Source organism: Streptomyces sp. NPDC044061 (assembly GCF_056434305.1).
Window position 1 is genome coordinate 47,630 of the sequence record NZ_JBWKFL010000029.1, and the last position, 26,638, is coordinate 74,267.

21 protein-coding genes and 1 pseudogene are annotated in these 26,638 nt (G+C 71.4%); 16 read left to right on the forward strand and 6 right to left on the reverse strand.

All coding sequences use genetic code 11. The features are described 5' to 3' along the window. Positions 1-7 precede the first annotated feature (7 nt). The 4 genes and pseudogenes from AC07CM_RS35665 to AC07CM_RS35680 form a co-directional block, all read left to right on the forward strand. Positions 8-1,834, forward strand: coding sequence for a LamG-like jellyroll fold domain-containing protein (locus tag AC07CM_RS35665; protein ID WP_478880632.1), 1,827 nt, complete (start codon positions 8-10; stop codon positions 1,832-1,834). Positions 1,835-1,853: 19 nt separating this feature from the next. Continuing rightward, positions 1,854-3,530 carry a histidinol-phosphatase gene (locus AC07CM_RS35670; protein ID WP_478880633.1) on the forward strand — a complete coding sequence of 559 codons (1,677 nt, stop codon included), beginning with the start codon at positions 1,854-1,856 and terminating at the stop codon, positions 3,528-3,530. Further along, on the forward strand, positions 3,530-4,372 hold the full coding sequence (locus AC07CM_RS35675) for a hypothetical protein (protein WP_478880634.1): 843 nt from the start codon (positions 3,530-3,532) through the stop codon (positions 4,370-4,372). The genes AC07CM_RS35670 and AC07CM_RS35675 overlap by 1 nt, the downstream gene beginning before the upstream one ends. A 28-nt stretch (positions 4,373-4,400) precedes the next feature. Continuing rightward, positions 4,401-4,499: pseudogene (locus AC07CM_RS35680) on the forward strand (IclR family transcriptional regulator); the annotation flags it as partial. A 62-nt stretch (positions 4,500-4,561) separates the two neighbouring features. Here AC07CM_RS35680 and AC07CM_RS35685 read toward each other — a convergent pair. After that, positions 4,562-5,857 (reverse strand): lipase family protein, encoded by a 1,296-nt coding sequence (locus tag AC07CM_RS35685; protein WP_478880635.1) that lies wholly within the window; start codon positions 5,855-5,857, stop codon positions 4,562-4,564. Between the two features lie 184 nt (positions 5,858-6,041). Here AC07CM_RS35685 and AC07CM_RS35690 point away from each other — a divergent pair, with 184 nt between their 5' ends. The 3 genes from AC07CM_RS35690 to AC07CM_RS35700 all read left to right on the forward strand — a co-directional run bounded on the left by AC07CM_RS35690 (position 6,042) and on the right by AC07CM_RS35700 (position 9,796). After that, the gene (locus AC07CM_RS35690; RefSeq protein ID WP_478880636.1) at positions 6,042-6,848 is read left to right on the forward strand and encodes a DUF817 domain-containing protein; all 807 of its coding nucleotides are present in this window, start codon (positions 6,042-6,044) and stop codon (positions 6,846-6,848) included. Positions 6,849-6,964: 116 nt separating this feature from the next. Beyond that, the gene (locus tag AC07CM_RS35695) at positions 6,965-8,221 is read left to right on the forward strand and encodes a L,D-transpeptidase (RefSeq protein ID WP_478880637.1); all 1,257 of its coding nucleotides are present in this window, start codon (positions 6,965-6,967) and stop codon (positions 8,219-8,221) included. A 174-nt stretch (positions 8,222-8,395) separates the two neighbouring features. Then, positions 8,396-9,796, forward strand: a complete 1,401-nt coding sequence (locus tag AC07CM_RS35700; RefSeq protein ID WP_478880638.1) for a glycoside hydrolase family 16 protein — start codon at positions 8,396-8,398, stop codon at positions 9,794-9,796. Between the two features lie 66 nt (positions 9,797-9,862). On the opposite strand, the gene AC07CM_RS35705 is transcribed toward AC07CM_RS35700, so the two are convergent. From AC07CM_RS35705 to AC07CM_RS35715, 3 genes are all read right to left on the reverse strand, one after another. Next, on the reverse strand, positions 9,863-10,036 hold the full coding sequence (locus AC07CM_RS35705) for a hypothetical protein (protein WP_478880639.1): 174 nt from the start codon (positions 10,034-10,036) through the stop codon (positions 9,863-9,865). A 9-nt stretch (positions 10,037-10,045) separates the two neighbouring features. Then, positions 10,046-10,261 (reverse strand): hypothetical protein, encoded by a 216-nt coding sequence (locus tag AC07CM_RS35710; protein ID WP_478880640.1) that lies wholly within the window; start codon positions 10,259-10,261, stop codon positions 10,046-10,048. Positions 10,262-10,509: 248 nt separating this feature from the next. Then, the gene (locus AC07CM_RS35715; protein WP_478880641.1) at positions 10,510-11,415 is read right to left on the reverse strand and encodes a helix-turn-helix domain-containing protein; all 906 of its coding nucleotides are present in this window, start codon (positions 11,413-11,415) and stop codon (positions 10,510-10,512) included. Between the two features lie 146 nt (positions 11,416-11,561). Here AC07CM_RS35715 and tkt point away from each other — a divergent pair, with 146 nt between their 5' ends. Genes tkt through AC07CM_RS35750 form a run of 7 tightly spaced genes read left to right on the forward strand, consistent with a single transcriptional unit; the run spans position 11,562 to position 20,453 of the window. Further along, the gene (gene tkt, locus AC07CM_RS35720) at positions 11,562-13,637 is read left to right on the forward strand and encodes a transketolase (protein WP_478880642.1); all 2,076 of its coding nucleotides are present in this window, start codon (positions 11,562-11,564) and stop codon (positions 13,635-13,637) included. 28 nt (positions 13,638-13,665) lie between these two features. Continuing rightward, positions 13,666-14,799, forward strand: a complete 1,134-nt coding sequence (gene tal / locus AC07CM_RS35725) for a transaldolase (protein WP_478880643.1) — start codon at positions 13,666-13,668, stop codon at positions 14,797-14,799. After that, positions 14,799-16,391 (forward strand): glucose-6-phosphate dehydrogenase, encoded by a 1,593-nt coding sequence (gene zwf, locus AC07CM_RS35730; RefSeq protein WP_478880644.1) that lies wholly within the window; start codon positions 14,799-14,801, stop codon positions 16,389-16,391. Before tal ends, zwf begins: the two co-directional genes overlap by 1 nt. Then, entirely contained in the window at positions 16,388-17,314 is a 927-nt protein-coding gene (opcA, locus tag AC07CM_RS35735; RefSeq protein ID WP_478880645.1) for a glucose-6-phosphate dehydrogenase assembly protein OpcA, read from the forward strand. The genes zwf and opcA overlap by 4 nt, the downstream gene beginning before the upstream one ends. Before the next feature lies 1 nt (position 17,315). Beyond that, positions 17,316-18,968 (forward strand): glucose-6-phosphate isomerase, encoded by a 1,653-nt coding sequence (gene pgi, locus AC07CM_RS35740; RefSeq protein ID WP_478880646.1) that lies wholly within the window; start codon positions 17,316-17,318, stop codon positions 18,966-18,968. A gap of 6 nt (positions 18,969-18,974) precedes the next feature. Further along, positions 18,975-19,853 (forward strand): phosphogluconate dehydrogenase (NAD(+)-dependent, decarboxylating), encoded by an 879-nt coding sequence (gene gnd / locus AC07CM_RS35745; protein ID WP_478880647.1) that lies wholly within the window; start codon positions 18,975-18,977, stop codon positions 19,851-19,853. A gap of 6 nt (positions 19,854-19,859) precedes the next feature. After that, positions 19,860-20,453, forward strand: a complete 594-nt coding sequence (locus tag AC07CM_RS35750; RefSeq protein WP_478880648.1) for a histidine phosphatase family protein — start codon at positions 19,860-19,862, stop codon at positions 20,451-20,453. 584 nt (positions 20,454-21,037) lie between these two features. Here AC07CM_RS35750 and AC07CM_RS35755 read toward each other — a convergent pair. Further along, a complete protein-coding gene (locus AC07CM_RS35755; RefSeq protein WP_478880649.1) occupies positions 21,038-22,918 on the reverse strand; it encodes an ArnT family glycosyltransferase in 1,881 nt (626 codons plus the stop codon). A gap of 403 nt (positions 22,919-23,321) precedes the next feature. Next, entirely contained in the window at positions 23,322-24,215 is an 894-nt protein-coding gene (locus AC07CM_RS35760; RefSeq protein ID WP_478880650.1) for a shikimate dehydrogenase, read from the reverse strand. 159 nt (positions 24,216-24,374) lie between these two features. On the opposite strand from AC07CM_RS35760, the gene AC07CM_RS35765 reads away from it, so the two are divergent. Together AC07CM_RS35765 and AC07CM_RS35770 are read left to right on the forward strand one after the other, a co-directional pair. Continuing rightward, complete coding sequence (locus tag AC07CM_RS35765) at positions 24,375-25,040, forward strand: TetR/AcrR family transcriptional regulator (RefSeq protein ID WP_478880651.1); 666 nt, start codon at positions 24,375-24,377, stop codon at positions 25,038-25,040. A gap of 162 nt (positions 25,041-25,202) precedes the next feature. Then, positions 25,203-26,564 (forward strand): MFS transporter, encoded by a 1,362-nt coding sequence (locus tag AC07CM_RS35770; RefSeq protein WP_478880652.1) that lies wholly within the window; start codon positions 25,203-25,205, stop codon positions 26,562-26,564. Positions 26,565-26,638 lie beyond the last annotated feature (74 nt).

Sequence of the window (26,638 nt, forward strand, 5' to 3'; positions counted from 1 at the left end):
AGCACATGTGTGTACTTCGCATGACCACCCCCAGGGCGAGGCCGCGCAGGCCGGAGCCGGAAGACGCGGCTTCCTCAGGGCCACCGCGCTGCTCGGCGCCGCCGCCACGGCCTCGGTCGCGCTGCCGGCCGTCGCCGAGGCGGCGCCCGGGAGCGGTTGGCGGCCCGATCCGGAGAGCCGTCGCTTCACCCTGGCGGTGATGCCCGACACCCAGTACCTCTTCGACGGTCCGAGCATCGACAAGGCACCCGTCGAGGCCTCCCTGCGCTATCTGCTGGAGCACGGCAAAGCGGAGAACATCGCCTTCCTGTCCCACCTCGGCGACCTCACCCAGAACGGCGCCGAGGAGGAGTTCGCCGCGATCGGCGAGGCGTTCGGGGTCCTGGACCGGCGAGGCGTCGGCTACAGCGTCCTGGCCGGCAACCACGACGTGCGGTCCTCGACGGACGACCAGCGCGGCCCCACGCCGTACCTGGACGCGTTCGGGCCGCGGCGCCTCAAGGACAGGCCGACGTTCGGGGGCGCCTCTTCGGACGGCTACAACACCTACCACCTGTTCCGGGCGGCCGGCCGCGAGTGGATGGTGCTGGCGCTGGACTGGCGGCTGTCGGCACAGGGGTACGCCTGGGCGAAGGACGTCCTCGCCCGGCACCCGAAGACTCCGGTCGTCCTCACCACGCACGAACTGGTCGTCGAGGACGACACGTTGTCGACGTACGGGCAGCAGCTGTGGGACCGGCTGATCGAGCACCACGACCAGATCTTCCTGACCCTGAACGGCCACTACTGGCCCGCGGGCCGCGCGACCCGCAGGAACGCGGCCGGCCACGAGGTGCACCTGCACCTGACGAACTACCAGAACCGCTACTTCGGCGGCGCGGCGATGATCCGCCTGTACCACTTCGACCTGGACCGGAACGTCATCGACGTGGAGACGGTCTCGCCGTGGATCCTGGGCCGGGCGGCGAAGGGCCTGAACGAGCTGGAACGGCAGGAGATCGAGCTGAGCGGCGCCGAGGACCGCTTCTCGGTCGAGATCGACTTCGCGGACCGGTTCTCCGGCTTCGACCCGGTGCCGGCCCGCCCGGCACGGCCCGCGTCGAGGATGCTGATACCGGGCACGGTCGCCTACTGGCGCTTCGAGTCGCCCGCCTCCGACACCGTCCGCGACCTGTCCGGCCGCGGCAACGACCTCACCGTGGTCTCGGTGGGCGGCGGCGCGCTCGGCTGGTCGGCGGACCACCACCCGGACCAGCCCGGCCACGGCAGCCTGGAGTTCCAGGGGTACAAGTCGCCGCTGAAGGGCGCCTGTCTGCGCACGGTCGACGGGGCTCCACTCAACTCCGCGGTCTTCGAGGACGGTTACACCATCGAAGCCTTCTACCGGCTCCCCGCCGACTGGGACGCCTCCCACCACGCCTGGTCCAGCCTGGTCAGCCGCACCGGCCGCAACGGCTCCGTGGGCCAGGTCACCGACGATCCGGACGAACCGCTGGCCACGCTGTCGATCTCCGACGGGCCGGGCCCGCAGTGGGCGGCCCATCCGCTCAACCAGCAGCGGCTCGCCACCAACTGGGGCGACGAGACCGCCCGCGAGACCTGGTGGCACGTCGCCGTGGTCAACGACGGACGGCACACGGTCCTGTACGTCCAGGGCTGCCCGGTGGCCCGCAACCCGCACGCCCCCGCCGTCGGCATCGCCTCGGCCGGGCTGCCCTGGCTGCTCGGCGGCTACGAGTACGCCGACAGGATCGACCAGATCCTGCACGGACGCCTCGGCGACGTCCGGATCGTGTCCCGGGCGCTGCCCGTGACCTCCTTCATGACCCACTGACCCCGCACGAAGGATCACCATGACCGAGCAGCGGCTGCCCGCCTGGGCCGACCCGTCCGTCTCCTCCGCCTCGCTCGACGCCCAGGGCCTCTCCAGACGTGGACTCCTGCGCCGCGCGGGCCTGTTCGGCGCCGCGTTCGCCCTCGGCTCGGCCGCCACGCCGGCCTCCGCCTCCGCCTCCGGCAGGAAGGCTTTCGGCGGCGACGACCCGCGCCTCGCCTACCTCGTGGGCGACCACCACGTCCACTCCGTCTACAGCCACGACGCGAAGTACACGTTCTCGCAGCTGGCCCGGGCCACCGCCGAGTACGGCCTCGACTGGATGGTGTTCAACGAGCACTCCAACTTCGGGCACGCCCGCTACGGCGCCCAACTGGAACACCAGGAGATCCTCAGGGCCCGCGCCGAGAACCCGCGCCAGCTGATCTTCCAGGGCCTGGAGTGGTACATCCCGGCCGCCGAACACTGCACGGTCTTCGCCGCCCCCGGTCCGGGCGAGGTCGACCTGCTCACCCGGTTCGAGCTCGCCTACGACGGCAAGCTGCTCGGCTACACCGACGGCTCCGCCGGCGGCGCGGACACCGCACGCAACGAGGCGCACGCCGTCAAGGCCATCCAGTGGCTGGCCGAACAGCGCCGCACGGGCTACGTCGACGACGTCCTGGTCCTCGCCAACCACCCGCTGCGCCTGGGCATCGACTCCCCGCACGAGATGCGCAACTGGCGCGACGCGGCCCCCGAGATCATGATCGGCATGGAGGGCGCGCCCGGTGCCCAGGGTGCCGCGCTCCCGGGCCTGCGGAGCTCCACGTCCATCCGCGGCGAGTACGAGAACAAGCCGTCCGCGCAGTCGTGGGCGGGCTATCCGGCGGACGCGTATCTGACGTACGGCGGCTTCGACTGGGCGACGGCGACCGTCGGCGGGCTGTGGGACTCGATGCTGGCCGAGGGCCGGCTGTTCTCGATCACCACCAACTCCGACAACCACCGGACCGTCTTCGACACCTGGCGGAACGGGGACTGGCAGCCGGGGCAGAACTTCGACAACACCGGCAGGCTGCCCGACCCGGTCGACACCGGCACCCCGCAGCCCGGCAGCGACTTCTGGCCCGGCGAGTTCAGCCGCACCCACGTCGGCGTGACCCGCTTCGGCCACCGCGCGGTGATGGCGGGCCTGCGCGCGGGCCGGATCTGGCTGGACCACGGGCATCTGCTCGACGGGCTCGACGTGCGCCTGAAGCGGGACTGCGACCGGGGTCGGGGCGTCACACTCGGCGGCCGGCTGCACGTCCGCAGGGGCGAGCGCATCACCCTGCACGTGACCGTGACCACCGCCTCCCGGGCCAACCCGCGGGGAATCCTGCCGCGGTTGGCCCATGTGGACGTGATCCGGGGTGCCGTACGTGGCCCGGTGACCGACCGCGACACCTGGAAGGCGCCCGACACCAGGGTCGTCCGGACCGAGGACGTCGGCGGTCGCACCGGCACCTACACCCTGCGGATCCCGCTGACCGCGGGCGACGAGTCCTTCTACGTGCGCCTGCGCGGCAGTGACGGCAACCGGCACGGCACCGGCTGCCTCGGCGCGGCGATCGACCCGCACGGACCGATCCCGCACGAGCCCGGAAACGGTGACCCGTGGGTCGATACGTGGTTCTATTCCAACCCCATCTTCGTAGACGTGGCAGGAGCCTGATGAAGCGTCATCTCCTCACCCTCACCGCCTTATTGGGTGCCCTCGCGCTCGGCGCGCCGAGCGCCTCGGCGGCCGAGGGACCCCAGTGGGCAGCGGCCGGGACGTCGTACACCGACACCCTCGGCGGCGGACAGGGCCTCGCGAGCCGGGCGGACGGGTCGCTGCTCCACCGCGGTCTTCTCGACATCCCCCTGGACCTCAGGGTCAAGGGCTGGAACCACGTGGGCGACCCGGACATCGCCCGCGGTTACGTCTTCGACGCCTACCAGGGCGCCGACACGGCCACGTCGAAGCTGTACGCGGTCACCACGCCGTCCGGGAAGCGCTACGACTACGTGCACGCGCTGGATCCGGGCGAGAAGGTGAACAACTCCTTCGCGACCGTCTCGCCCGACGGACAGTGGCTGGTGTCGGGCGAGTGGGGCGACCAGAGCCGGCTCCAGGTGTTCCCGGCGCCCCTGCTCAACCCGGCCACGCCGGCCACCGGCGGGTCACTGGCGCAGGCCGGGCAGATCGGCCTGGACAAGCCGGTGCGGGACATCCAGGGCTGTGACTTCGTCACCGCCACCCGGCTGCTGTGCGCCTCCGACGACGCCTCCGGAGCGCTCTTCCCGCAGAGCAGGCCGCTGCTCCAGGTCGATCTGCCGCACCCGCTGGACGGCAGGCCGGTCACCGGCACGGTGACGAGCCTGTTCGGGCTGCCCCAGAAGAGCGTGTGCACCGGCACCTTCGAGGCGGAGGGCGTCGACTACGACCCGGGCAGCGGCACGCTGCGGGCCGAGGTGATCGCGCCGGGCGTGTGCGCGGTCGCGACGACCGTGTACGCCTACCGCCGGCAGTAGGCGCTCACGTGTAGAAGCGGGACGGACGGTGCCGCAAGCGGGCGCTCCGACACAGGCGTTGACACCGGCGGTGCGCCTTGCCGCCCGGGGCATCTCCCGGGCGCTGGGCCGGCGGCCGGAACCGTGACGTCCCCGCGCCGGGGGTCGTGGCGCGGGGACGTACGAGGCGGGGCGAAGGCGGGTGCCGGGTCAGCAGTTGCCGCTGTCCGCCTTGCCCCCGAACCGGTCGCCGAGCCAGGACACCACGTCGCCGATCGCCTGGGCGTCGCCGGTGAGGTGGTCACCCGCGTACGAGGTCCAGCGGGTGGTGACACCGGCGTCGCAGTAGGCACGGCGGGTGACGCTCGCGGTGTCGGCGGGGATCACCTCGTCGAGCAGGCCGCGGTACTGGAGCACCGGGAAGCCGATCTCGTACCGGGCGCCGGAGCCGGGCGCGCCGACCCCCGCTCCCAGCTTGTTGGCCTCGACGGCGTCGCCCCAGCTGGTGCCGTCGGGAGCGCGCAGGGCGTAGATCCGGTCGAGCGTCAGCCCGTCCTTGGTGTACTGCTCGATACGCGCTCCGGCGAAGCGGCTCACGGTGCCCAGCGCGCACAGCGACTCGGCGTCCTTGACGGCCTTGCGGCCGGTGTCGTTGAGCAACTCGTCGAAGGGCAGGCCGGGATGGGTGACGGCCAGACCGATGAACGCGTCCGTCAGGAACCCGGCGAAGAACCGTCCGTCGAGGTTGCTCGCCACCTGCTTCAGGTCGGAGGGTGTCCCGCCGGAGGCCGCGCCGACGACGTTCAGTTCGGGGGCGTACGACCGGGCGAGCTGGGCCGCCCACAGGCTGCCCGAGCCGCCCTCCGAGTAGCCCCAGATCCCGACCCGGGCGTCGGGGCTCACCCCGGTGCCGGGCACGCGGGAGGCCGCGCGCGCCATGTCGAGTGCGGCGTGACCGGCCTCGATCCCGGAGGCGTAGGGGTGGACCTGCCCGTCCATGTATCCCTGGCCGTCCGTCGCGGCCACTGCGTAGCCGGCGTTGAGCAGCGCCGTGATGTTCGGGCCCTCGTAGGCGTCCTGGTACTGGCCCGCGAGCTGCTTGGAGAAGGCGCACTGCGGTCCGATGCCGAGGGTGCCCGGCACGAACGCGACGAGCGGGCGCTGCCCCGGACCGGTCCAGGGCTTGCGCGGTACGACGACGGTGCCGACGGTGGAGACCCGCCCGCCCTGCGCGTCGGTGGAGCCGTACTGCACCTTCCACGCGGTCAGCGGGGGGCCGCCGACGACCAGGGGCAGCGAGTCCGTCCGGCGGCACGCGACGACGGCGCCCGGTGCGGCGGTGGCGCGGTCCGGAGGCCGGTATATGTCGGCGTCCGCGGTGGAGCAGTCCTCCGGCGTCCCGGCCGCCGCGGTGACCGCCGGCACCGCCAGCAGTCCGCCGAGCAGCCCGGCCGCGGCAAGCAGTGCGACTTTTCTGGGAAGTGGCTTCCTCGACCTGTGAGTCATCACCTCAGAGCGTCCCTTCTGTGGGGTGAAGAGGTAGGTGAAGCTGAGCAGGCTGAGAGGTTACGGAGGCGTAGGTAAGCGCTGGTAGTTAAAGGACGACGAACCGGCGGGGACAGACCTGTGTGCCGTTGACTAGCGCGCCCAGGCAACCGGAAACGAGTCGATCACCGTCTCCCTTATCATCATGCTCACCACAAACGCGGCCGGCTCCCCGGCCTCCCCGATCGGCCAGTTGCTCGATTTCACCTGGACACAGACCCGGGCCTGCGCCTTCGCCGTCGCCCTGCTGTCCGGGGTGGCGGCGTCGACCCTGCTGCCGCCGCTCCCGGTGGCCCGCTACGACCTGCTCGTGGTCTACGGAGTGCTGCTCACCGTGCTGTTCTGGCGGCGCGGCTGGGAGAGCGGACGGGACGTCGCCGTCATCAGCGCCTGCCATGTCATCGGCCTCGCCTTCGAGCTGGTGAAGGTCGCGCAGGGCTCGTGGAGCTACCCGGAACCGGCCGTGCTGAAGTTCGCGGGCGTCCCGCTGTACGGCGGCTTCCTCTACGCGGCCGTCGGCAGCTACGTCTGCCGGGCCTGGCACCTGTTCGACCTGGAGCTGATCCGCTACCGGCCGCGGGCGACGGCGCTGGTGGCCGCCGCCGTCTACGTCAACTTCTTCAGCCACCACTGGCTCCCCGACGCCCGCTGGCCGCTCGCCGCCGTCCTCGTCCTCGTCACCGCGGGCACCTCCGTGCGCTTCACGGTGCGCGGGGCACGGTGGCGCATGCCGCTCGCGCTGTCGTTCACCCTGATCGGGTTCTTCCTGTGGCTGGCGGAGAACATGGCCACCTATGTGGGCGCGTGGCGCTACCCGAACCAGTTGCACGGCTGGCAGCCCGTCGATGTGGGGAAGTTCGGCTCATGGGCCCTCCTCATCAGCGTCACCTTCGTGCTCGCGGCGCTCGGCCGGGGCAATCCCGGCACCGAGCGCAGGCCGCCGGCGCCCTGACCGGCGGCGTGTCCTCACCGGAATCTCAGGCGGCGCCCCCCCGGGATTCAAAGGAACGACCCAGACGACCGGCGCATGATGCCCAGGCACCGACGGACAACTCAGAAAGGCGTGTCGTGGGCGTCCCGCACATATCGAACCGGTCAGGACACCAGGCGCCGGGCTGGTCCCGGCGGGGCATCCTCGCGGTTCTCGGCGCCGCGCCCGCGGTGGCGGCCCTGGCCGGGTGCGGTTCCTCCGCGAACGCCCCGGCCCGCGCCGACGGCAAGGGCGGCGGCACCACGGCACCGGCCCGGGCGGCCACGGCGAAGCAGGCGACCATCGCCGTCACACCCGCGCCCGGCACGAGGAAGGCCGACTTCACCAGCCCCGTCGAGGTCACCGTCACGGACGGCACGCTGACCTCCGTCCATGTCACCGGCAACGACGGCTCCACCCTGGCGGGCACCCTCGACTCGGCGCGGACGAAGTGGACCTCGGCCCGCAATCCCCACTCGGGCACGAAGTACACGGTGACCGTCCGGGCGGAGGGGGCCGCCGAGGCGTCGGTGACGACGTTCACCACCAGGTCGCCCGGCGCCACGTTCGCCGGCCGGTTCACGCCCGAGGCGAACTCCACCTCCGGCGTCGGCATGCCGGTGTCGATCGACTTCACGCACGCCGTCGCCGACCGGGCGGCCGTCCGGAAGGCGATCACGGTGACCGCCGAGCCGGCCGTCGAGGTGGTCGGCCACTGGTTCGGCGACACCCGGCTCGACTTCCGGCCCAGGACCTACTGGGCCCCCGGCACGAGGATCACCCTGAGTCTGCGGCTGAAGGACGTCGAGGGCGCGGACGGGGTCTACGGCGTTCAGCACAAGGACGTGACGTTCCACATCGGCCGCGAGCAGATCAGCACGGTCGACCTCGCCGCGAGGACGATGACGGTCCGCAGGGACGGCAGGACCGTCGCCACCTATCCCGTCACCGGCGGCGACGCCGCGCACACCACCTGGTCCGGGATCATGGTGATCAGCGAGCGGCTGAAGCAGACCCGGATGGAGTCGTCCACGGTCGGGCTCGGCGACGAGTACGACATCCCCGACGTGCCGCACGCCCAGCGGCTGACCACCTCCGGCACCTTCGTGCACGGCAACTACTGGGCGTCCACGGCGGTGTTCGGGCAGCAGAACACCAGTCACGGCTGCATCGGCCTGCACGACGCCAAGGGCGCGGGCGACAGCTCCGTGGCGGGCTACGAGTTCTACGAGAGTTCGATGCTCGGCGACGTGGTGATCGTCGAGAACTCGGGCGAGAGGACCGTCGACGCCGCCAACGGGCTCAACGGATGGAACCTGTCGTGGGCCGAGTGGCGGGCCGGAAGCGCGGTCTGAGCGGATCCGGGCGACTTCGACCGGTGAACTCCCGTGCCGAGCAAGGACTTTCTTTGCTTCAAGTCTTGACGACCGACCGGCCGGGGAGCACATTAGCCGCATCTTGAGAGCGCTCTCAGATCGAAGTGGGAGCGCTCTCACCGCCCCGCACATCCGTACCCGAGAGGCTCCTTCATGAGCGCATCCTCCGGCATACCCAGATCCCGTCCGCTGCGGCGCGCGCTGGCCGCCGCGGCGGCCACGTTCGGCCTTGCCGCAGCCGTCGCCCTGGCGGCCACCGCACCCGCCGACGCCTCCGCGCCCACGCCCCCGTCGGGCTGGACGCAGGTCTTCGCGGACGACTTCAACGGCGCGGCAGGGTCCGGCGTCGACACGGCCAACTGGCAGTACGACACCGGGACTTCGTATCCGGGGGCTGCCGCCAACTGGGGCACCGGCGAAGTCGAGACGATGACGTCGAGCACCAACAACGTCGCGCTGGACGGCAGCGGCAACCTGCTCATCACCCCGCGCCGGGACGCCTCCGGCAACTGGACCTCCGGCCGGATCGAGACCAACCGCACCGACTTCCAGCCCCCCGCCGGCGGCAAGCTGCGCGTCCAGGCCCGGATCCAGATGCCCAATGTCACCGGCGCCGCCGCGAAGGGCTACTGGCCGGCGTTCTGGATGCTCGGGTCGCCGTTCCGCGGCAACTACTGGAACTGGCCGAGCGTCGGCGAGCTGGACATCATGGAGAACGTCCAGGGCCTGAACACCGACTGGTCCACGATGCACTGCGGCACCAACCCGGGCGGCCCCTGCAACGAGACCTCCGGCATCGGCAACTCGACGTCCTGCACCGGTAGCACCTGCCAGGCGGGCTTCCACAACTACGCGATGGAGTGGGACCGCTCGACCAGCCCCGAGGAGATCCGCTTCTACCTCGACGGCGTCAACTTCCACACCGTGCGGGCGAACCAGGTCGACGCGACGACGTGGGCCAACGCCACGAACCACGGCTACTTCCTCATCCTCAACGTGGCGATGGGCGGCGGCTTCCCGGCGGCCTTCGGCGGCGGCCCGGACGGCGGCACCGAACCCAACCACCCGATGGTCGTCGACTACGTGCAGGTCCTGCAGTCCACGGGCGACGGGGGCGGCACCACTCCCCCGCCTCCCGGCAACCGGGACGCCTACAGCCCCGTCCAGGCCGAGTCCTACGACAGCCAGTCCGGCGTCAGCACCGAGACGACCGCGGACACGGGCGGCGGCCAGGACATCGGGTACATCGGCAACGGTGACTGGGCGCTGTACAAGGGCGTCGACTTCGGCTCCACCGCGGCCAGGCAGTTCTACGCCCGGGTCGCGAGCGGTGCCGCGGGAGGGGTGAGCGGTCTGGTCGAGGTGCGCCTGGACAGCCGGAGCAACGCGCCGATCGGCAGTTTCGCGCTGGCCGGCACGGGGGGCTGGCAGTCGTGGCAGACGATCCCGGCGAACATCAGCGCGGTGACCGGCACGCACGACGTGTATCTCACCTTCACCAGCGGCCAGCCGGCCGACTTCGTGAACGTGAACTGGTTCGACTTCGGTCACTGAGCCCGGCCGGGTAGGACGGATCGGCGGGGGCCCGGCGCGGGGAACGCGCCGGACCCCCGTGGGGGGTCACCGTGGCCAGTCGGCGATCTCCACCGTGATGTACGCCGTTCCCGCGACGTGGCCGGCGTCTCCCGCGTATCCGGCGGTGCAGGTGGACGAGCCCGGCAGGGGGGGGACGTCGTCGAAGGCGAAGGTGCCGTCGCTGGCCCCGGGGACGTCGGCGACCGGCTCGCGACGCACGAGGGACCGTCAGTCACCGCCGGGCCGGGCCGCCTCCCGCCGCTTCCGTCTGCGAGCACGCAGCCGGTCGTAGACCGTTCCGACGACCGTGGCCGCGGCGAACCACCACAGCCCGAGCCGAAGCGCTTCTCCCAGGGGCGCGCCTCCGGCCCATGACTTCACCAGCACCACCGTCACGGCGGAGAAGAGTCCGATCCCCGCGTTGCCCAGCACTGTCCGGCCCATGCCGCCCCCGAACGCCGTCCGACTCGCGCACCCCGTCAGGGAAATGATGCCGCCTCGAGGCGGCCCAGCGCCCTGGCAGGCAACGTTTGCCCATCAAGGATCGGCGTCCGGTGCGTGCTCTCGGCGTGCCGGCCGGAAGTCCTCGTACTGGACGTACTTGGGCTTTCGGCCGGTGCGGCGAGTGGGGGTGCCCCCTCTGGGGGAGCGTGCCGGGCGTCGCGACGGGGCGACCGTTGTCTTTCGGGGCACTAGCGCAGCTCCGCCCGGAACGTCACCGGGGTGATGCCGGTGTGCAGATGGAAGAACTTGGAGAAGTTCGCCGCGTCGGGGAAGCCCACGGCCGCCCCGACGCGGCCGATCGGCATGTCCGTGTGGGCGAGGAGGCGTTTGGCCTCCAGGATCACCCGCTTGTCGATGAAGCCCTTCGGTGTCTCGCCGGTGGCCGCGCGCACGGCGCGCACGAGGGTGCGGCGGGAGTAACCGAGCGCGTCGGCGTAGGCGCTGACGCTGTGGTTGGTGGCGAAGCCCTGCTCGACCGCGTCCCGGAAGAGGGTGAAGGTGGTGTCCGCCTGCTGCCGGGACGCCTCCGCCGAACTGGCCGCGAGGTGGGCGAGGCGCAGCAGGAACGCGGTCAGGCTGTGCCGGAGCACGGCGGTGTGCAGGCTCAGCGGAAGTGTCGCGGTGTCCTCGTACTCGCGGCGCAGCTGTGCGAGCGCAGCCCGGAGCGCGGCCAGTTGCGCCGGTTCGGGGTGCAGCAGCGGCGGCATTTCGTAGCGGTACAGGCCGGTGGCCTCGACGGTGGCGCGCGGCAGAAAGCCGGGCTGCATGGTCAGGACGGTTCCGCGGTACTCGCTCGTGCGGGAGAACCGGTGGACCTGTCCGGGGCGGATCCACAGCAGGTCGCCGGCGTGGGCCTCGTACTCGGCGAAGTCGATCATGTGCCGTACGTGGCCCTCGGTGAAGAGCATGACCACATGGAAGTCGATGCGGTGGACACGGTGCAGCGGGGCGTCGGCGTGCCAGGTGCGGTCGTCTCCCATGGGACCGATCTGCATGCCGACGCCACCGACGGCCAGTTCGACCGGGAAGGGGAAGGTTCTGATCCCGTCGCCGTCCAGACCGTCGTCACCGGCTTGGGGTGTTCTGTCCGCCATGGCTGTTTCGTGCCGTCCCTGTCACGCGATCACTGTCCCAGATTCACCACAGGCTGACACACCCCACCCTTCCTTCTAAAAAGTCAGACTTTTAAGTTTGAACGCGTTCGGCCAGCAATCACGCATTGAACGAGGACTTCTTGAAGATGAGCACGCAGACGCCAGATGGCTTCGAGTGGACCGACCTGGACCGGCGTGCCGTGGACACCGCCCGGCTTCTCGCGGCCGACGCCGTGCAGAAGGTCGGCAACGGCCACCCTGGCACCGCGATGAGCCTGGCCCCCGCCGCGTACACGATCTTTCAGAAGGTGATGCGACACGACCCGGCCGACCCGGAGTGGACCGGCCGTGACCGCTTCGTGCTGTCCCCCGGCCACACCTCGCTGACCCTCTACACCCAGCTCTTCCTCTCCGGGTACGAGCTGGAGCTGGACGACCTGAAGGCGTTCCGCACGCACCGCTCGAAGACGCCCGGTCACCCCGAGTACGGGCACACCGCCGGCGTGGAGACCACCACCGGCCCGCTCGGCCAGGGGGTCGCCAACGCCGTCGGCATGGCGATGGCCGCCCGCTACGAGCGCGGCCTGTTCGACCCGGAGGCCCCCCAGGGCACCTCCCCCTTCGACCACACCGTCTGGGGAATCGTCTCCGACGGCGACCTGGAGGAGGGCGTCTCCGCCGAGGCCTCCTCCCTGGCGGGCCACCAGAAGCTCGGCAACCTGGTATTCCTCTACGACGACAACCACATCTCCATCGAGGGCGACACCGCCACCGCCTTCTCCGAGGACGTGCTGAAGCGGTACGAGGCCTACGGCTGGCACACCCAGCGCGTCGAGCCCACCGCCGACGGCGACATCGACGTGCCCGCGCTGTACGCGGCACTGAAGGCGGCGCAGGCGGAGACCGGCCGCCCCTCGATCATCGCGATGCGCACGATCATCGCCTGGCCCGCACCGAACGCGAAGAACACCGAGGCCTCCCACGGCTCGGCGCTCGGCGCGGACGAGATCGCCGCCACCAAGCGCGTCCTCGGCTTCGACCCCGAGCAGACCTTCGAGGTCACCGACGAGGTCCTGCGGCACACCCGCCGGGCCCTGGACCGGGGCGCCGAGGCGCACGCGGCCTGGGACAAGCAGATCACCGAGTGGCGCGCGGCCGACCCGGAGCGGGCCGCCCTGTTCGACCGGATCGGCAAGGGCGAGCTGCCCGAGGGCTGGCAGGACGCCGTGCCGGTGTTCGAGGAGGGCCGGTCCGTCGCCACCCGTGCCGCATCCGGCAAGGTGCTGCAGGCGCTCGGCCCGGTGATCCCGGAGCTGTGGGGCGGCTCCGCCGACCTCGCCGGGTCGAACAACACCACCATCGACAAGAGCAGCTCCTTCCTCCCCGAGGGCATCCCGCTGCCCGAGGCGGACCCGTACGGCCGTACCGTCCACTTCGGCATCCGTGAGTTCTCCATGGCCGCGGAGATGAACGGCATCGCCCTGCACGGCAACACCCGCGTCTACGGCGGCACCTTTCTGGTCTTCTCCGACTACATGCGCAACGCCGTCCGCATGTCGGCGCTGATGCAGCTGCCCGTGACGTACGTCTGGACCCACGACTCCATCGGTCTCGGCGAGGACGGCCCGACCCACCAGCCGGTCGAGCACCTGGCCTCGCTGCGCGCGATCCCGGGTCTGAACGTCGTCCGCCCGGCGGACGCCAACGAGACCGCGATCGCCTGGGCCGAGATCCTGAAGAGGCACGCCACCGACCCGGCCCCGCACGGACTCGCGCTCACCCGCCAGGGCGTGCCGACGTACGCGCCCCACGAGGACGCGGCCAAGGGCGGTTACGTGCTGCGCGAGTCGTCGACCGAGACCCCGGAGGTGATCATCATCGCGACCGGTTCCGAGGTGCGGCTGGCCGTCGCCGCGCGCAAGCAGCTGGAGGCCGAGGGGATCGGCACGCGGGTGGTGTCGATGCCGTCCGTGGAGTGGTTCGAGGAGCAGCCGCGTGCCTACCGCGAGAGCGTGCTGCCGCCGGCCGTGAAGGCGCGCGTCGCCGTCGAGGCCGGGATCGGTCTGACCTGGCACCGGTTCGTGGGCGACGCAGGTCGGATTGTCTCCCTCGAACACTTCGGTGCCTCCGCCGATGCGACCACACTGTTCGCCGAGTTCGGCTTCACCCCCGAGAACGTCGCCGCCGCTGCCCGCGAGTCGCTGGCCGCCGCGCGCGCCTGATATCGACGCGATAGGAAAGAAGATCACTGTGACCGAAGCAATCGGGACCGCGGGAGCCCTCAAGCGCCTTGCCGACGAGGGTGTCTCGGTCTGGCTGGACGACCTGTCGCGCAAGCGGATCACCTCGGGCGGCCTGGCCGAGCTGGTGGACGGCGGCGGCGTCGTGGGCGTCACCACCAACCCGTCGATCTTCCAGGCGGCCATAGGCTCCGGCGAGGGGTACGAGGAGCAGCTGACCGACCTCGCCGTACGGGGCGTCACGGTCGACGAGGCCGTACGGATGATGACGACCGCCGACGTGCGGGCCGCCGCCGACATCCTGCGCCCCGTGTACACGGCCTCGGAGGGCCGTGACGGCAGGGTCTCCATCGAGGTCGACCCGCGCCTCGCCCACGACACCCGGGCGACCGTCGCCGAGGCCGGGCAGCTGGCCTGGCTGGTCGACCGCCCCAACGCGATGATCAAGATCCCGGCGACCCGGGCGGGCCTGCCGGCGATCACCGAGGTCATCGGCCTCGGCATCAGCGTCAACGTGACTCTGATCTTCTCCCTGGAGCGCTACCGCGAGGTCATGGACGCCTATCTGGCCGGCCTCGAGAAGGCCAGGGAGCGCGGCCTGGACCTGTCCCGGATCCACTCGGTGGCCTCCTTCTTCGTCTCCCGCGTGGACTCCGAGATCGACAAGCGGCTGACGGCCCTCGGCACCGACGAGGCCCTCGCCCTCAAGGGGCGGGCGGCCCTCGCCAACGCCCGGCTGGCCTACGAGGCGTACGAGGAGGTCTTCGCCTCCGAGCGCTGGTCGGCGCTGGCCGGGGAGAAGGCGAACAGGCAGCGTCCGCTGTGGGCGTCCACCGGGGTGAAGGATCCCGCGTACAAGGACACGCTGTATGTGGACGAGCTGGTCGCGCCCGGCACCGTGAACACGATGCCCGAGGCCACCCTGAAGGCCACGGCCGACCACGGCGAGATCACCGGTGACACGGTGACCGGCGGCTACGCGCGGGCCCGCGAGGACCTCGCCGCCGTGGAGCGGCTCGGCATCTCCTACGACGAGGTCGTCCAGCAGCTGGAGGACGAGGGCGTCGCCAAGTTCGAGACGGCCTGGCAGGAGCTGCTGGACGCCGTCACCAAGTCCCTGAACAGCAAGGGAGTTGACGCGTAATGACGACCAAGGCTCCTGAACCCGAGACACCCCCCGTCGAGGAGGTGCGCGTCCCGGTGGCCCCGGCCGCCGACTGGCTGAACCCGCTGCGCGACACCCGCGACCGCCGGCTGCCCCGCATCGCGGGCCCCTCCGGCCTGGTCATCTTCGGTGTGACCGGCGACCTGTCCCGCAAGAAGCTGATGCCGGCCGTGTACGACCTCGCCAACCGGGGTCTGCTGCCGCCGGGCTTCTCCCTGGTCGGCTTCGCCCGGCGGGACTGGGAGGACCAGGACTTCGCGCAGGTGGTGCACGACGCGGTGCGCGAGCACTCCCGCACCCCGTTCCGCGAGGAGGTCTGGCAGCAGCTCGCCGAGGGCATGCGGTTCATCCCCGGCGACTTCGACGACGACACGGCGTTCAAGCAGCTGAAGGACGCCGTCGACGAGCTGGACACCTCCCGCGGCACCGGCGGCAACTTCGCGTTCTACCTCTCGGTGCCGCCGAAGTTCTTCCCGAAGGTCGTGCAGCAGCTGAAGAAGCACGGTCTGGCGAGCCCGCCGCAGGGCGCCTGGCGGCGCGCGGTCATCGAGAAGCCGTTCGGCCACGACCTGGGCAGCGCGCGCGAGCTGAACGCGATCGTGCATGACGTGTTCGATCCGGAGCAGGTGTTCCGGATCGACCACTACCTCGGCAAGGAGACCGTCCAGAACATCCTGGCGCTGCGCTTCGCCAACCAGATGTACGAGCCGATCTGGAACCGGTCGTACGTCGACCACGTGCAGATCACCATGGCCGAGGACATCGGCATCGGCGGCCGCGCAGGCTACTACGACGGCATCGGCGCCGCCCGTGACGTCATCCAGAACCACCTGCTGCAGCTGTTGGCGCTGACCGCCATGGAGGAGCCCATCGCGTTCGACGCGGAGGCGCTGCTCACCGAGAAGCTGAAGGTGCTGAAGTCGGTGCGGCTGCCGCACGACCTGGGCCACAGCACCGTGCTCGGGCAGTACTCGGCGGGCTGGCAGGGCGGCGAGAAGGTCGTCGGCTATCTGGAGGAGGACGGCATCGACCCCAAGTCGAAGACCGACACCTTCGCCGCGATCAAGCTGGGCATCGACAACCGCCGCTGGGCGGGCATCCCCTTCTACCTGCGCGCGGGCAAGCGGCTCGGCCGCCGGGTCACCGAGATCGCGGTGGTCTTCAAGCGGGCCCCGCACTCCCCGTTCGACTCCACGGCCACCGAGGAGCTGGGGCAGAACGCGATCGTCATCCGCGTCCAGCCCGACGAGGGCATGACCGTACGGTTCGGCTCGAAGGTGCCCGGCACCTCGATGGAGATCCGGGACGTGTCCATGGACTTCGCCTACGGCGAGTCGTTCACCGAGTCGAGCCCTGAGGCGTACGAGCGGCTCATCCTGGACGTGCTGCTCGGCGACGCCAATTTGTTCCCCCGTCACCAGGAAGTGGAAGAGTCCTGGAAGATCCTCGACCCGATCGAGGAGTACTGGGCGGCGCACGGCAGGCCGGCGCAGTACTCGTCGGGCAGCTGGGGACCGACGGAAGCGGACGAGATGCTCGCACGAGACGGACGGAGCTGGCGCAGGCCATGAAGATCGACCTGACCGACACCACGGCAAGCAAGATCAACAAGGCGCTGGTGCAGGGCCGCCGCGCCATCGGCACCCCGGCCGTGGGCATGGTCCTGACGATGGTCATCGTCACGGACGAGGAGAACGCCTACGACTCGATCAAGGCGGCCGAGGAGGCCTCGCACGAGCACCCCTCGCGGACCCTGGTGGTCATCAAGCGGCACGCCCGCACCCTGCGCGACCGCACCACCTCGCGCCTGGACGCCGAGGTCCGGGTCGGCTCGGAGGCCGGCACCGGCGAGACGGTCGTGCTGCGCACCTACGGCGAGGTGTCCGACCACGCGGACTCCGTGGTCCTGCCGCTGCTGCTGCCGGACGCCCCGGTCGTCGTGTGGTGGCCGGTGGACGCGCCCGACGTCCCGTCGAAGGACCCGCTGGGGGCGCTGGCCCAGCGGCGGATCACCGACCTGTACGCGGTCGAGCGGCCGATGGAGGTCCTGCAGACCCGCACCCGCAACTACGCTCCCGGCGACACCGACCTCGCCTGGACCCGGCTCACGCTGTGGCGGTCCATGCTGGCCGCCGCCCTGGACCAGGCACGGACCAAGGTGACGTCGGCGGCCGTCGAGGCCGAGCAGGACAACCCCAGCGCCGAACTCCTCTCGCGCTGGCTGGAGGCCCGCCTCGACGTCACCGTGGACCGGGTGGTCACCGCGGGACCGGTGGTCACGGCGGTGCGCCTCGGCACCGACAACGGCGAGATCGTCATCGACCGGCCCGAAGGGCCCCTCGCCACGCTGACCTTGCCGGGCCAGCCGCCGCGCACCCTCGCCCTGAAGGTCCGCGCCACCTCCGAACTCATCGCCGAGGAGCTTCGCCGCCTCGACGCCGACGAGATGTACGCCATCGCCCTCAAGGGCGAGGCCGCCAAGGAGAACGCCTGACATGTCCGACGCACCGTCAGACACCCCCCTGCTCACCCGCAGGCCCGAGTGGACCGCCCTCGCCGACCACCGCGCCGAGGGGCAACCGCTCCTGCGAGAGCTGTTCGCCACGGACCCCGGCCGCGCCGAGCGGTACGTCGTGCGGGTCGGCGATCTGCACATCGACTACAGCAAGCACCTGATCACCGACGAGACCCTGGCCCTGCTGCGGGAACTCGCCACCGCCACCGGCGTGTTCGCCCTGCGGGACGCCATGTTCCGCGGCGACGGGATCAACATCACCGAGCGGCGGGCCGTGCTGCACACCGCGCTGCGCGCCGCCCGGGACACGGTGATCGAGGTCGACGGCGAGAACGTCGTCCCCAAGGTGCACGCCGTACTGGACAAGATGGCCCGCTTCGCCGAGCGGGTCCGCTCGGGCGAGTGGACCGGCCACACCGGCAGGCGGATCCGCAACGTCGTCAACATCGGCATCGGCGGCTCCGACCTCGGCCCGGCGATGGCGTACGAGGCCCTGCGCGCCTACACCGCACGGGAGTTGACGTTCCGCTTCGTCTCCAACGTGGACGGCGCCGACCTGCACGAGGCCACCCGCGACCTGGACCCCGCGGAGACCCTCTTCATCGTCGCGTCCAAGACGTTCACCACGATCGAGACGATCACCAACGCCACCTCGGCCCGCTCCTGGCTGCTCGAGGCTTTCGACGGCGACGAGAAGGCCGTGGCGAAGCACTTCGTGGCGCTGTCCACGAACGCGGAGAAGGTCACCGGGTTCGGCATCGACCCGGACAACATGTTCGAGTTCTGGGACTGGGTCGGCGGGCGCTACTCGTACGACTCCGCGATCGGCCTGTCCCTGATGATCGCCATCGGCCCCGTTCGCTTCCGGGAGATGCTCGACGGCTTCCGGATCGTCGACGACCACTTCCGCACCGCGCCCGCCGAGGCCAACGTCCCTCTGCTGCTGGGCCTGCTGGGGATCTGGTACGACAACTTCTTCGACGCCCAGACCCATGCCGTGCTGCCGTACTCGCACTACCTGTCCAAGTTCACCGCGTACCTGCAGCAGCTGGACATGGAGTCCAACGGCAAGTCGGTGCAGCGTGACGGCAGCCCGGTGCAGTGGCAGACCGGGCCGGTGGTGTGGGGCACGCCCGGCACCAACGGGCAGCACGCCTACTACCAGTTGATCCACCAGGGCACCCGGCTGATCCCGGCGGACTTCATCGGCTTCGCCCGCCCGGTCGACGAGCTGAGCGACGAACTGGCGGGCCAGCACGACCTGTTGATGGCCAACTTCTTCGCCCAGACCCAGGCCCTCGCCTTCGGCAAGACCGCGGACGAGGTCCGCTCGGAGGGCGTGCCCGAGGAGCAGGTGCCGCATCGCACCTTCCGCGGCAACCACCCCACGACGACGATCCTCGCGCGCGAGCTGACCCCGTCCGTGCTCGGCCAGCTGGTCGCCCTCTACGAGCACAAGGTGTTCGTGCAGGGCGCGGTCTGGAACATCGACTCCTTCGACCAGTGGGGCGTGGAACTGGGCAAGGTCCTCGCCAAGCGCGTCGAACCCGCCCTCACGACGGGCGCCGACGTGCCCGGTCTCGACCCCTCCACCACGGCCCTCGTCGCCGCATACCGCACGCTTAGGAAGTGAACTGACATGCAGCTCGGTCTGATCGGTCTCGGCAAGATGGGCGGCAACATGCGCGAGCGGGTCCGCCGCGCCGGCCACACCGTCATCGGCTACGACCGCAACCCCGAGGTCTCCGACGTCAAGAGCCTCGAAGAAATGGTCGGGAAGCTGGACGCGCCCCGCACGGTCTGGGTGATGGTCCCGGCCGGCACCGCCACCCAGGGCGTCATCGACGAGCTCAAGGACCTGCTGTCCGAGGGCGACACGGTGGTCGACGGCGGCAACTCCCGCTGGACGGACGACGAGAAGCACGCCGCCGAACTCGGCGTCAAGGGCATCGGCTTCGTCGACGCGGGCGTCTCCGGCGGTGTGTGGGGCCTGCAGAACGGCTACGCGCTGATGGTGGGCGGCGACAAGGAGCACGTGGAGCGGCTGCGGCCGATCTTCGAGGCGCTCAAGCCGGAGGGCCCGTACGGCTATGTGCACGCGGGCCGGGTCGGCGCCGGGCACTTCTCGAAGATGGTCCACAACGGCATCGAGTACGCCATGATGCAGGCCTACGCCGAGGGCTGGGAACTGCTGGAGAAGGTCAAGTCGGTGGACAACGTCCGCGAGGTCTTCCGCTCCTGGCAGGAGGGCACCGTCATCCGCTCCTGGCTGCTCGACCTCGCGGTCAACGCCCTGGACGACGACGAGCACCTGGAGAAGCTGCGCGGGTACGCCGAGGACTCCGGCGAGGGCCGCTGGACCGTCGAGGCCGCCATCGACAACGCCGTCCCGCTGCCCGCGATCACCGCCTCGCTCTTCGCCCGGTTCGCCTCCCGGCAGGACGACTCCCCGCAGATGAAGATGGTCGCGGCGCTGCGCAACCAGTTCGGCGGGCACGCCGTCGAGAAGAAGGACTGACCGGACGTGGGGGACCTTCTGCTGGTCCGCCACGGCGAGACGGAGTGGAGCCTGTCGGGACAGCACACCAGCTTCACCGACCTGCCCCTGACCACGCACGGTGAGGAACAGGCCAAGTCCCTCGCCGCGCTCCTCACCGGACGGACCTACACCCTCGCGCTGACCAGCCCGCTGGACCGCGCGATACGCACCGCCGAACTGGCGGGCCTGACCGGGGCCGTGGCCGACCCCGATCTGCACGAGTGGGACTACGGCGGCTACGAGGGTGTCACCACGGTCGACATCCACCGCGCCCGCCCCGACTGGGACCTGTGGACGGACGGCGTACCACCGGGACCCGAGGGTCACCCCGGCGAGTCGCCGGAGGAGATCGGGGCCAGGGCCGACCGGGTGCTGGCCCGGGTGGAGGAGGCGCTCGCCGCGGACACCGGTGACGTGGTCCTGGTCGCGCACGCCCACTTCCTGCGGGTGCTCACCGCCCGCCGGCTGGGTCTGCCGCCCGCCGAGGGCCGGCTGTTCCAGCTGGCGACCGGTACGGTCAGCCGCCTCTCCACGGAGCACGGACGCCCCGTGATCGCCGAGTGGAACAGCCACGCCTGACCGCCCCGCCGAAGGCCCGGGTCACCTCACGTGACCCGGGCCGCAGTCGTACGGCAGCCGGGCCCGCTGCCTGCCGCCGCCGGAACGGGTGCCCAGTGGACCGTGGACCGGCGCACCAGCCACCCTGACCTGCGTGCGCGCGCCAGGGCGCAGGTCAGTGCGGCGAGTAACACAGACACGCGTGACGGTCCTGCCGACCGCCCCAATCACCTCACGCGACCCGGGCCGCAGTCGTACAGCAGCCGGGCCCGCTGCCTGCCGCTGCCGCCGCCAGAACGGGTACGCAGTGGACCGTGGACCGGCGCACCAGCTACCCTGACCTGCGTGCGCGCGCCGGGGCACAGGTCGGTGCGGCGAGTAACACAGACACGCGTGACAGTCCTGCCGACCGCCCCAATCACCTCACGCGACCCGGGCCGCAGCCGTACAGCAGCCGGGCCCGCTGCCTGCCGCCGCCGGAACGGGTGCCCAGTGGACCGTGGTCCAGCGCACCAGCCACCCTGACCTGCGTGCGCGCGCCGGGGCACAGGTCAGTGCGGCGAGTAATACAGACACGCCCTGACAAGTCCTGCCCACGGCCGGGATCACCCCGCGTGGCCCGGCCCGCACCGGTACAGCAACCGGGCCCGCTCACCCGGGTCGTAGACGGCCGCCGGGACGAGCACACAGTGGGCGGTCGTCCAACGGACCAGGGCTCCGACCGGGACACGGGCCGTACGGGCGCCCGGGCGCAGGTCGGCGCGCGGGAGGACGACGTAGCGCAGTCGCCCGGAGTCGATCAGGCGCCGGAAGGCCGCCGGAGCCGGGAACGGGACCCGGCCGGTGAAGCCGCCCATCGGCAGCACGGGCGCGTTCGCGGCGATGACGTAGGGCGCGGCCGCCTGCCAGCCCGGGACGGCCGCCAGATAGCGGGCGCCGCCGCGGTGCGCGGTCAGGTAGGCGAGGAGCCGGCTCCGGTCGGGGCCGAGCGTGGAGAGCGCGGGACCGGTGCGGGTGCTGGTGGGGCCGATCCGGCCGAAGCCGCCGGGCTGGTTGTAGCGCGGGGACATCGCCGAGGCCGACCAGACGGTGGGAATGAGCACGACGGCGCAGAGTCCGGTCGCGAGTGCGGCGGCCGGGCGGGCGCGGGCAATGAGCAGCGCGAGCAGGCCGAGGGCCGCGGCGCAGGGCGCCGACCAGGGCAGGAAGCGTGGGTACCACAGCGTCAGGGCCACGCACCAGACGACGTCGAACGCCAGGACCAGCGGCAGCGTCCGGGACCGCCGTCCGTGGACGACCCCGGCCGCGGCCAGCGCGCACAGGGCCACGGCGACGACGCCCATGTAGTAGGTGTGGCCACCCACGCTGCCGAAGCTGAACACCAGGAAGAAGGTGGTCAGCCACACCCCCCACAGCAGGTACCCGGCGAACTGCGGGTCCGTGCGCGGCAGGCGTCGCCGACGCAGCGCCAGCAGCCCGCCGGCGAGAGCGAACGCGGCGAGCGGGTACAGCCAGCCCGTCTGGGTGGCCAGGCCGGGGCCGAACATCTTCCAGAGGCCGTCGCCCATACCGGGCATCGTCCGGTGCCCTCCGTGGGCCGCGCGGCTCGCGACGATGCTGCCGGTGCCGGCCGCGTCGACGCCGACGGCGTGGAAGCGGTTCAGGAAGTTGTAGCCGACGACCATCCCGAAGGGCGAGTCGTCGGTGGTGCCGTCGAGGTACGGGCGGGTCCCGGTCGGGGTGAACGCGGCCACCAGCATCCAGGACAGCGACACCGCGACGGTGACCGCAGCGGCCAGGGCGAGATGGCCGACGCGGCGGCGAAGCGCGCAAGGAGCGGCGACGAGGTACGTCACTGCCAGCGCGGGCAGGACCGCCCAGGCCTCCAGCATCTTGCACTGGAAGGCGAGGCCCACCCAGAACCCCGCGAGCAGCAAGGTGCGCGGGCGGGCGCGGACCGTGGCCCGCCAGGTGGCCTCGGCCGCCAGCAACAGGAGCAGAACGAAGGGCGCGTCCTCGGTCACCGAACGGCCCAGGCCCACGGTGACCGGGGTCAGGGTGAGGAACGCCGCGGCGAGCAGTCCGGCCGGCACTCCGGCCCAGCGGCGCACGAGGACGTGGAGCAGCAGTACACAGGCCACCATCTCCAGCGCCTGCGGCAGCACCAGTGCCCAGGGGTGGTAGCCGAGGACCAGCGCGGACAGGGCCTGCGGCCAAAGGAATCCGGGCAGCTTGTCCAGGGTGACGGAGTTCGCCGGGTCGAAGGAGCCGTAGAAGAAGGCGACCGGGCTGTCGGTCATGCTGCGGACGGCGGCCGCGTAGAAGGCGTGGTAGGCGCTGTGGCCGAGGCCCCACAGGCACAGGACGGCGGCGAGCGCGGCGAGGGAGGCGAGCACCGGCCGCTCGTAGCGGACGCGCACGGCAGTGGCGGGTGCGGACGGCGGGGCGTGTCGCAGGACGAGAGGCTTGCTGGCGGGGCTCGGCATGAACGGCCTTCCAGGCATCCCGGGGATCCGAAGGTCCGGGACGCTGAGCACGCCCCGGACCCCTGGGGAGTATCGAACGGGCCCCCCTGACCACCCCGCCGACAGGACCGCATCTCACCGAGGTCTCACCAGAGGCTTGGCCGGCTCTCACCGGGTACGCATGCCGAAAACAGCTGTCACACGGCCCAACTCACCTCGGACGGGGGCGAGTCACATCTCACGGCCCACGCACACCCTCAGCCGGCACCGCACACCGCACCCACCCGTCCGGCCGCAGCACCGCCACACCCACACCTACGCACAAGGCACAAGGCACAAGGCACAAGGCACAAGGCACACGGCACACGGCACACGGCACACGGCACACGGCACACGGCACACGGCACACGGCACACGGCAGGCATCACACCCCCGGACCCACGGAGTGCTCCGCTCCGGACAGTTCCGCGATGTCCCTCAGCATGTGGGCGGTGTCGGGCTCGCGGCCCGTGAAGAGGCGGAAGGCGTCCGCGGCCTGGAAGACCGCCATGCCGCCACCGTCCAGGGTGGCGCAGCCGGCCGCGCGGGCGGCGCGCAGCAGTTCGGTCTCCAGCGGGCGGTAGACCACCTCGGCGACCCACAGCCCGGGGCGCAGGAGCTCCGCCGGCAGGGGCAGGCCGGGGTGGGCGGCCATGCCCGTGGGGGTGGCGTGGACGAGTCCGCCGGTGCCGTCGGCCTCGGCGAGCAGCCGAGGCAGCCGGTCCGGGGTCGCGGCGGCCGCGCGGCCGGGGCCGAAGTGCCGGTCGAGCGAGGCGGCGAGGGCGGCGGCCCGGTCGGGCAGGGCGTCGACGACGGTGACCCGGCCCGCCCCGAGGGTGAGCGTGGCGTGGGCGACGGCCGCGCCGGCGCCGCCCGCGCCGAGCTGGACGACCCGCTCCAGCGGGGCGTCCGGCAGGTCGCGCGCGAAGGAGGCGGCGAAGCCGGTGACATCGGTGTTGTGGCCGACGGCCCGGCCGCCGTCGAAGACCACGGTGTTGACCGCGCCCAGCGCCTCGGCCTGCGGGCCGAGCGCGTCCAGGTGCTCGATGACCAGCTGCTTGCACGGGTGCGTGATGTTGAGCCCGTCGAAGCCGAGGTCGCGGGCGGCCCGTACGAGGTCGCCGACCGCCTCGGGCGGCACCCCGAGGGTGTCGATGTCGATGAGCCGGTAGAGGTGCCGCAGTCCCTGGCGGTCCGCCTCGCGCTGGTGCAGAGCGGGGCTGAACGAGGGGCCGATCCCCGACCCGATCAGCCCGACGAGATACGAGTCCTTGGTCACGCGGACCTCCAGAGGCGACGCTAATGTACGAACCAGTCCGTTAGCTATATCAGCCGACCGAGGCCGGCGAAAGACCCCGGCCACGGCACGGGCCCCTGCTTCTACAATCACCGGCACGCGAGTGAGCGAATCGCCCGCCCCACGGCCCGAAGGAATCCGATGACCAGCGTCGAAGAACCGGTACGCCCCGGCGGGCGGGTGCGTGACGCCGCCCGCACCCAGGCCGAGATCCTCGACGTGGCGACCCAGGAGTTCGCCCGGGCCGGCTACGACGGCGCCCGGGTGGACGAGATCGCGGCCCGCACCCGCACCACCAAGCGGATGATCTACTACTACTTCGGCGGCAAGGAGCAGCTGTTCACGGCCGTGCTGGAGCGGGCGTACGGCGTGATCCGCGAGGCCGAGCAGCAGCTGGACGTGGAGCACCTGGACCCCGTCGCGGCGATCCGGCGGCTGGCCGAGCTGACCTTCGACCACCACGAGCAGCACCCGGACTTCATTCGCCTGGTCAGCATCGAGAACATCCACGGCGCCGAGCACATCGCGGCGTCCGACAAGCTCGGCCGGATCGGTTCGCCGGCGCTGGACGTGATCCGCCGGATCCTGGCCGCCGGGCAGGAGTCCGGGCTGTTCACGGCCGACGTCGACGCCGTCGACCTGCACGCCATGATCAGCTCGTTCTGCTTCTTCCGGGTGGCCAACCGGCACACCTTCGGCGCCCTGTTCGGCCGCGACCTGGTGGCTCCGGCGCAGCGCGAGCACTACCGGACCATGCTCGGCGACATGGTGATCGCTTACCTCACGGCGGAGCGGGCCGCGGACTGAGCACGTCACGCGGCGCCTCTTGACATGACGAAAACGCGGGCGCAACACCCCACCCAAAACCACGACTAACTATCCAGTGGGTTAATTAGCAGCCGAGATCCGGCCCTTCGCCCCGCCGCTCACTTCACCCCTGGGGTGGAGTTCCCCCGAAGGAGCACCGCCGTGTCCGTCCCCTCCCCTGCTCCCGCCGCACATGCCCCGCCGCCCGGCCAGCCCAGGAAGGCCGCCACGGCCGCCTGGATCGGCAGCGCCCTCGAGTACTACGACTTCTTCCTCTACGGCAGCGCGGCCGCGCTGATCTTCCCGAAGGTGTTCTTCGACGCCTCCGACCCGGCCACGGCGACCCTGCTGTCGCTGGCGACGTTCGGGGTGGCCTACACGGCCCGGCCGCTGGGCGCGCTGTTCCTCGGGCACTTCGGCGACCGGCTCGGCCGCAAGAAGATCATGGTGTTCACGCTGGTCCTGATGGGTCTGTCGACGTTCCTGATCGGCTGTCTGCCGACCCGCGCCCAGGTGGGCGGCCTCGCTCCGGTGCTGCTGGTGCTGTGCCGGGTCCTGCAGGGCATATCGGCCGCCGGCGAGCAGGCGAGCGCCGGCTCGATGAGCCTGGAGCACGCGCCACCGGACCGCCGGGGCTTCTTCACGAGCTTCACGCTCAGCGGCACCCAGGGCGGCCAGCTCGTCGCCACGCTCGTCTTCATACCCGTGGCCCAGCTCCCCGAGGACCAACTGCTGTCCTGGGGCTGGCGGGTGCCGTTCTGGCTGAGCGTGGGGGTGGCCGTCGTCGGGTACGTCATCCGGCGCAGGCTCCAGGAGACCCCGGCCTTCGCCCGGCAGGCGGCGACGGAGGGCGTGGCCCGGCTGCCCCTCGCGGTGCTGCTGCGGGAGCACTGGGCGGACGTGCTGCGGGTGATCGCGGGCGCGCTGATCGCCTCGGTCAGCACGATCTTCACGGTGTGGGCGCTGGCGTACGCCACCAGCGACGCGGTCGGGATGTCCCGTACGTCGATGCTGTGGGTGGGCGCGCTGGCCAACCTGGTCGCGCTGGCCGCGATCCCGCTGCGGGCGACGCTGTCCGACCGGATCGGGCGCCGTCCGGTGTACCTGATCGGCGCGGTGGGCAGCGCGGCGGCGATGGCGGGCTACCTGTGGGCGATCTCCACCGGCTCCTACCCGCTGACCCTGGTCTTCGGGATCGCCGCCTTCGGCATCGTCTACAGCGCCGCGAACGGTGTGTGGCCCGCCTTCTACCGCGAGATGTTCACGACCCGGGTCCGGCTGTCCGGCATGGCGATCGGCACCCAGATCGGCTTCGCGGTGGCCGGTTTCGCGGTCACCTTCGCCGCCGAGATCGCCGGTCCCGGAGGCGACGACTGGGGAGCGGTCGCCCTGTTCACGGCGATCCTGTGCGTGCCGCCGGTCATCGCGGCCCTCTCCGCCCGCGAGACCCACACGATCCCGACGGAACGCCTCGGCGAACGCACGGGACGCAAGGCGTCACACCCGGAAACGGTGTCGGCCTGACACCGGCCACCAACGCGCCGCGCCCCCCTCGTCGGAGGGGCGCGGCGGGCAGAGTTGTTCTCGGGCTCTGCCGT

Coding starts and splice junctions, on each gene's coding strand:
- AC07CM_RS35670 (WP_478880633.1), top strand. CDS start 1,854: ATGACCGAGCAGCGGCTGCCCGCCTGGGCCGACCCGTCCGTCTCCTCC.
- AC07CM_RS35675 (WP_478880634.1), top strand. CDS start 3,530: ATGAAGCGTCATCTCCTCACCCTCACCGCCTTATTGGGTGCCCTCGCG.
- AC07CM_RS35685 (WP_478880635.1), bottom strand. CDS start 5,857: ATGACTCACAGGTCGAGGAAGCCACTTCCCAGAAAAGTCGCACTGCTT.
- AC07CM_RS35690 (WP_478880636.1), top strand. CDS start 6,042: ATGCTCACCACAAACGCGGCCGGCTCCCCGGCCTCCCCGATCGGCCAG.
- AC07CM_RS35700 (WP_478880638.1), top strand. CDS start 8,396: ATGAGCGCATCCTCCGGCATACCCAGATCCCGTCCGCTGCGGCGCGCG.
- AC07CM_RS35710 (WP_478880640.1), bottom strand. CDS start 10,261: ATGGGCCGGACAGTGCTGGGCAACGCGGGGATCGGACTCTTCTCCGCC.
- AC07CM_RS35715 (WP_478880641.1), bottom strand. CDS start 11,415: ATGGCGGACAGAACACCCCAAGCCGGTGACGACGGTCTGGACGGCGAC.
- tkt (WP_478880642.1), top strand. CDS start 11,562: ATGAGCACGCAGACGCCAGATGGCTTCGAGTGGACCGACCTGGACCGG.
- zwf (WP_478880644.1), top strand. CDS start 14,799: ATGACGACCAAGGCTCCTGAACCCGAGACACCCCCCGTCGAGGAGGTG.
- opcA (WP_478880645.1), top strand. CDS start 16,388: ATGAAGATCGACCTGACCGACACCACGGCAAGCAAGATCAACAAGGCG.
- pgi (WP_478880646.1), top strand. CDS start 17,316: ATGTCCGACGCACCGTCAGACACCCCCCTGCTCACCCGCAGGCCCGAG.
- gnd (WP_478880647.1), top strand. CDS start 18,975: ATGCAGCTCGGTCTGATCGGTCTCGGCAAGATGGGCGGCAACATGCGC.
- AC07CM_RS35755 (WP_478880649.1), bottom strand. CDS start 22,918: ATGCCGAGCCCCGCCAGCAAGCCTCTCGTCCTGCGACACGCCCCGCCG.
- AC07CM_RS35765 (WP_478880651.1), top strand. CDS start 24,375: ATGACCAGCGTCGAAGAACCGGTACGCCCCGGCGGGCGGGTGCGTGAC.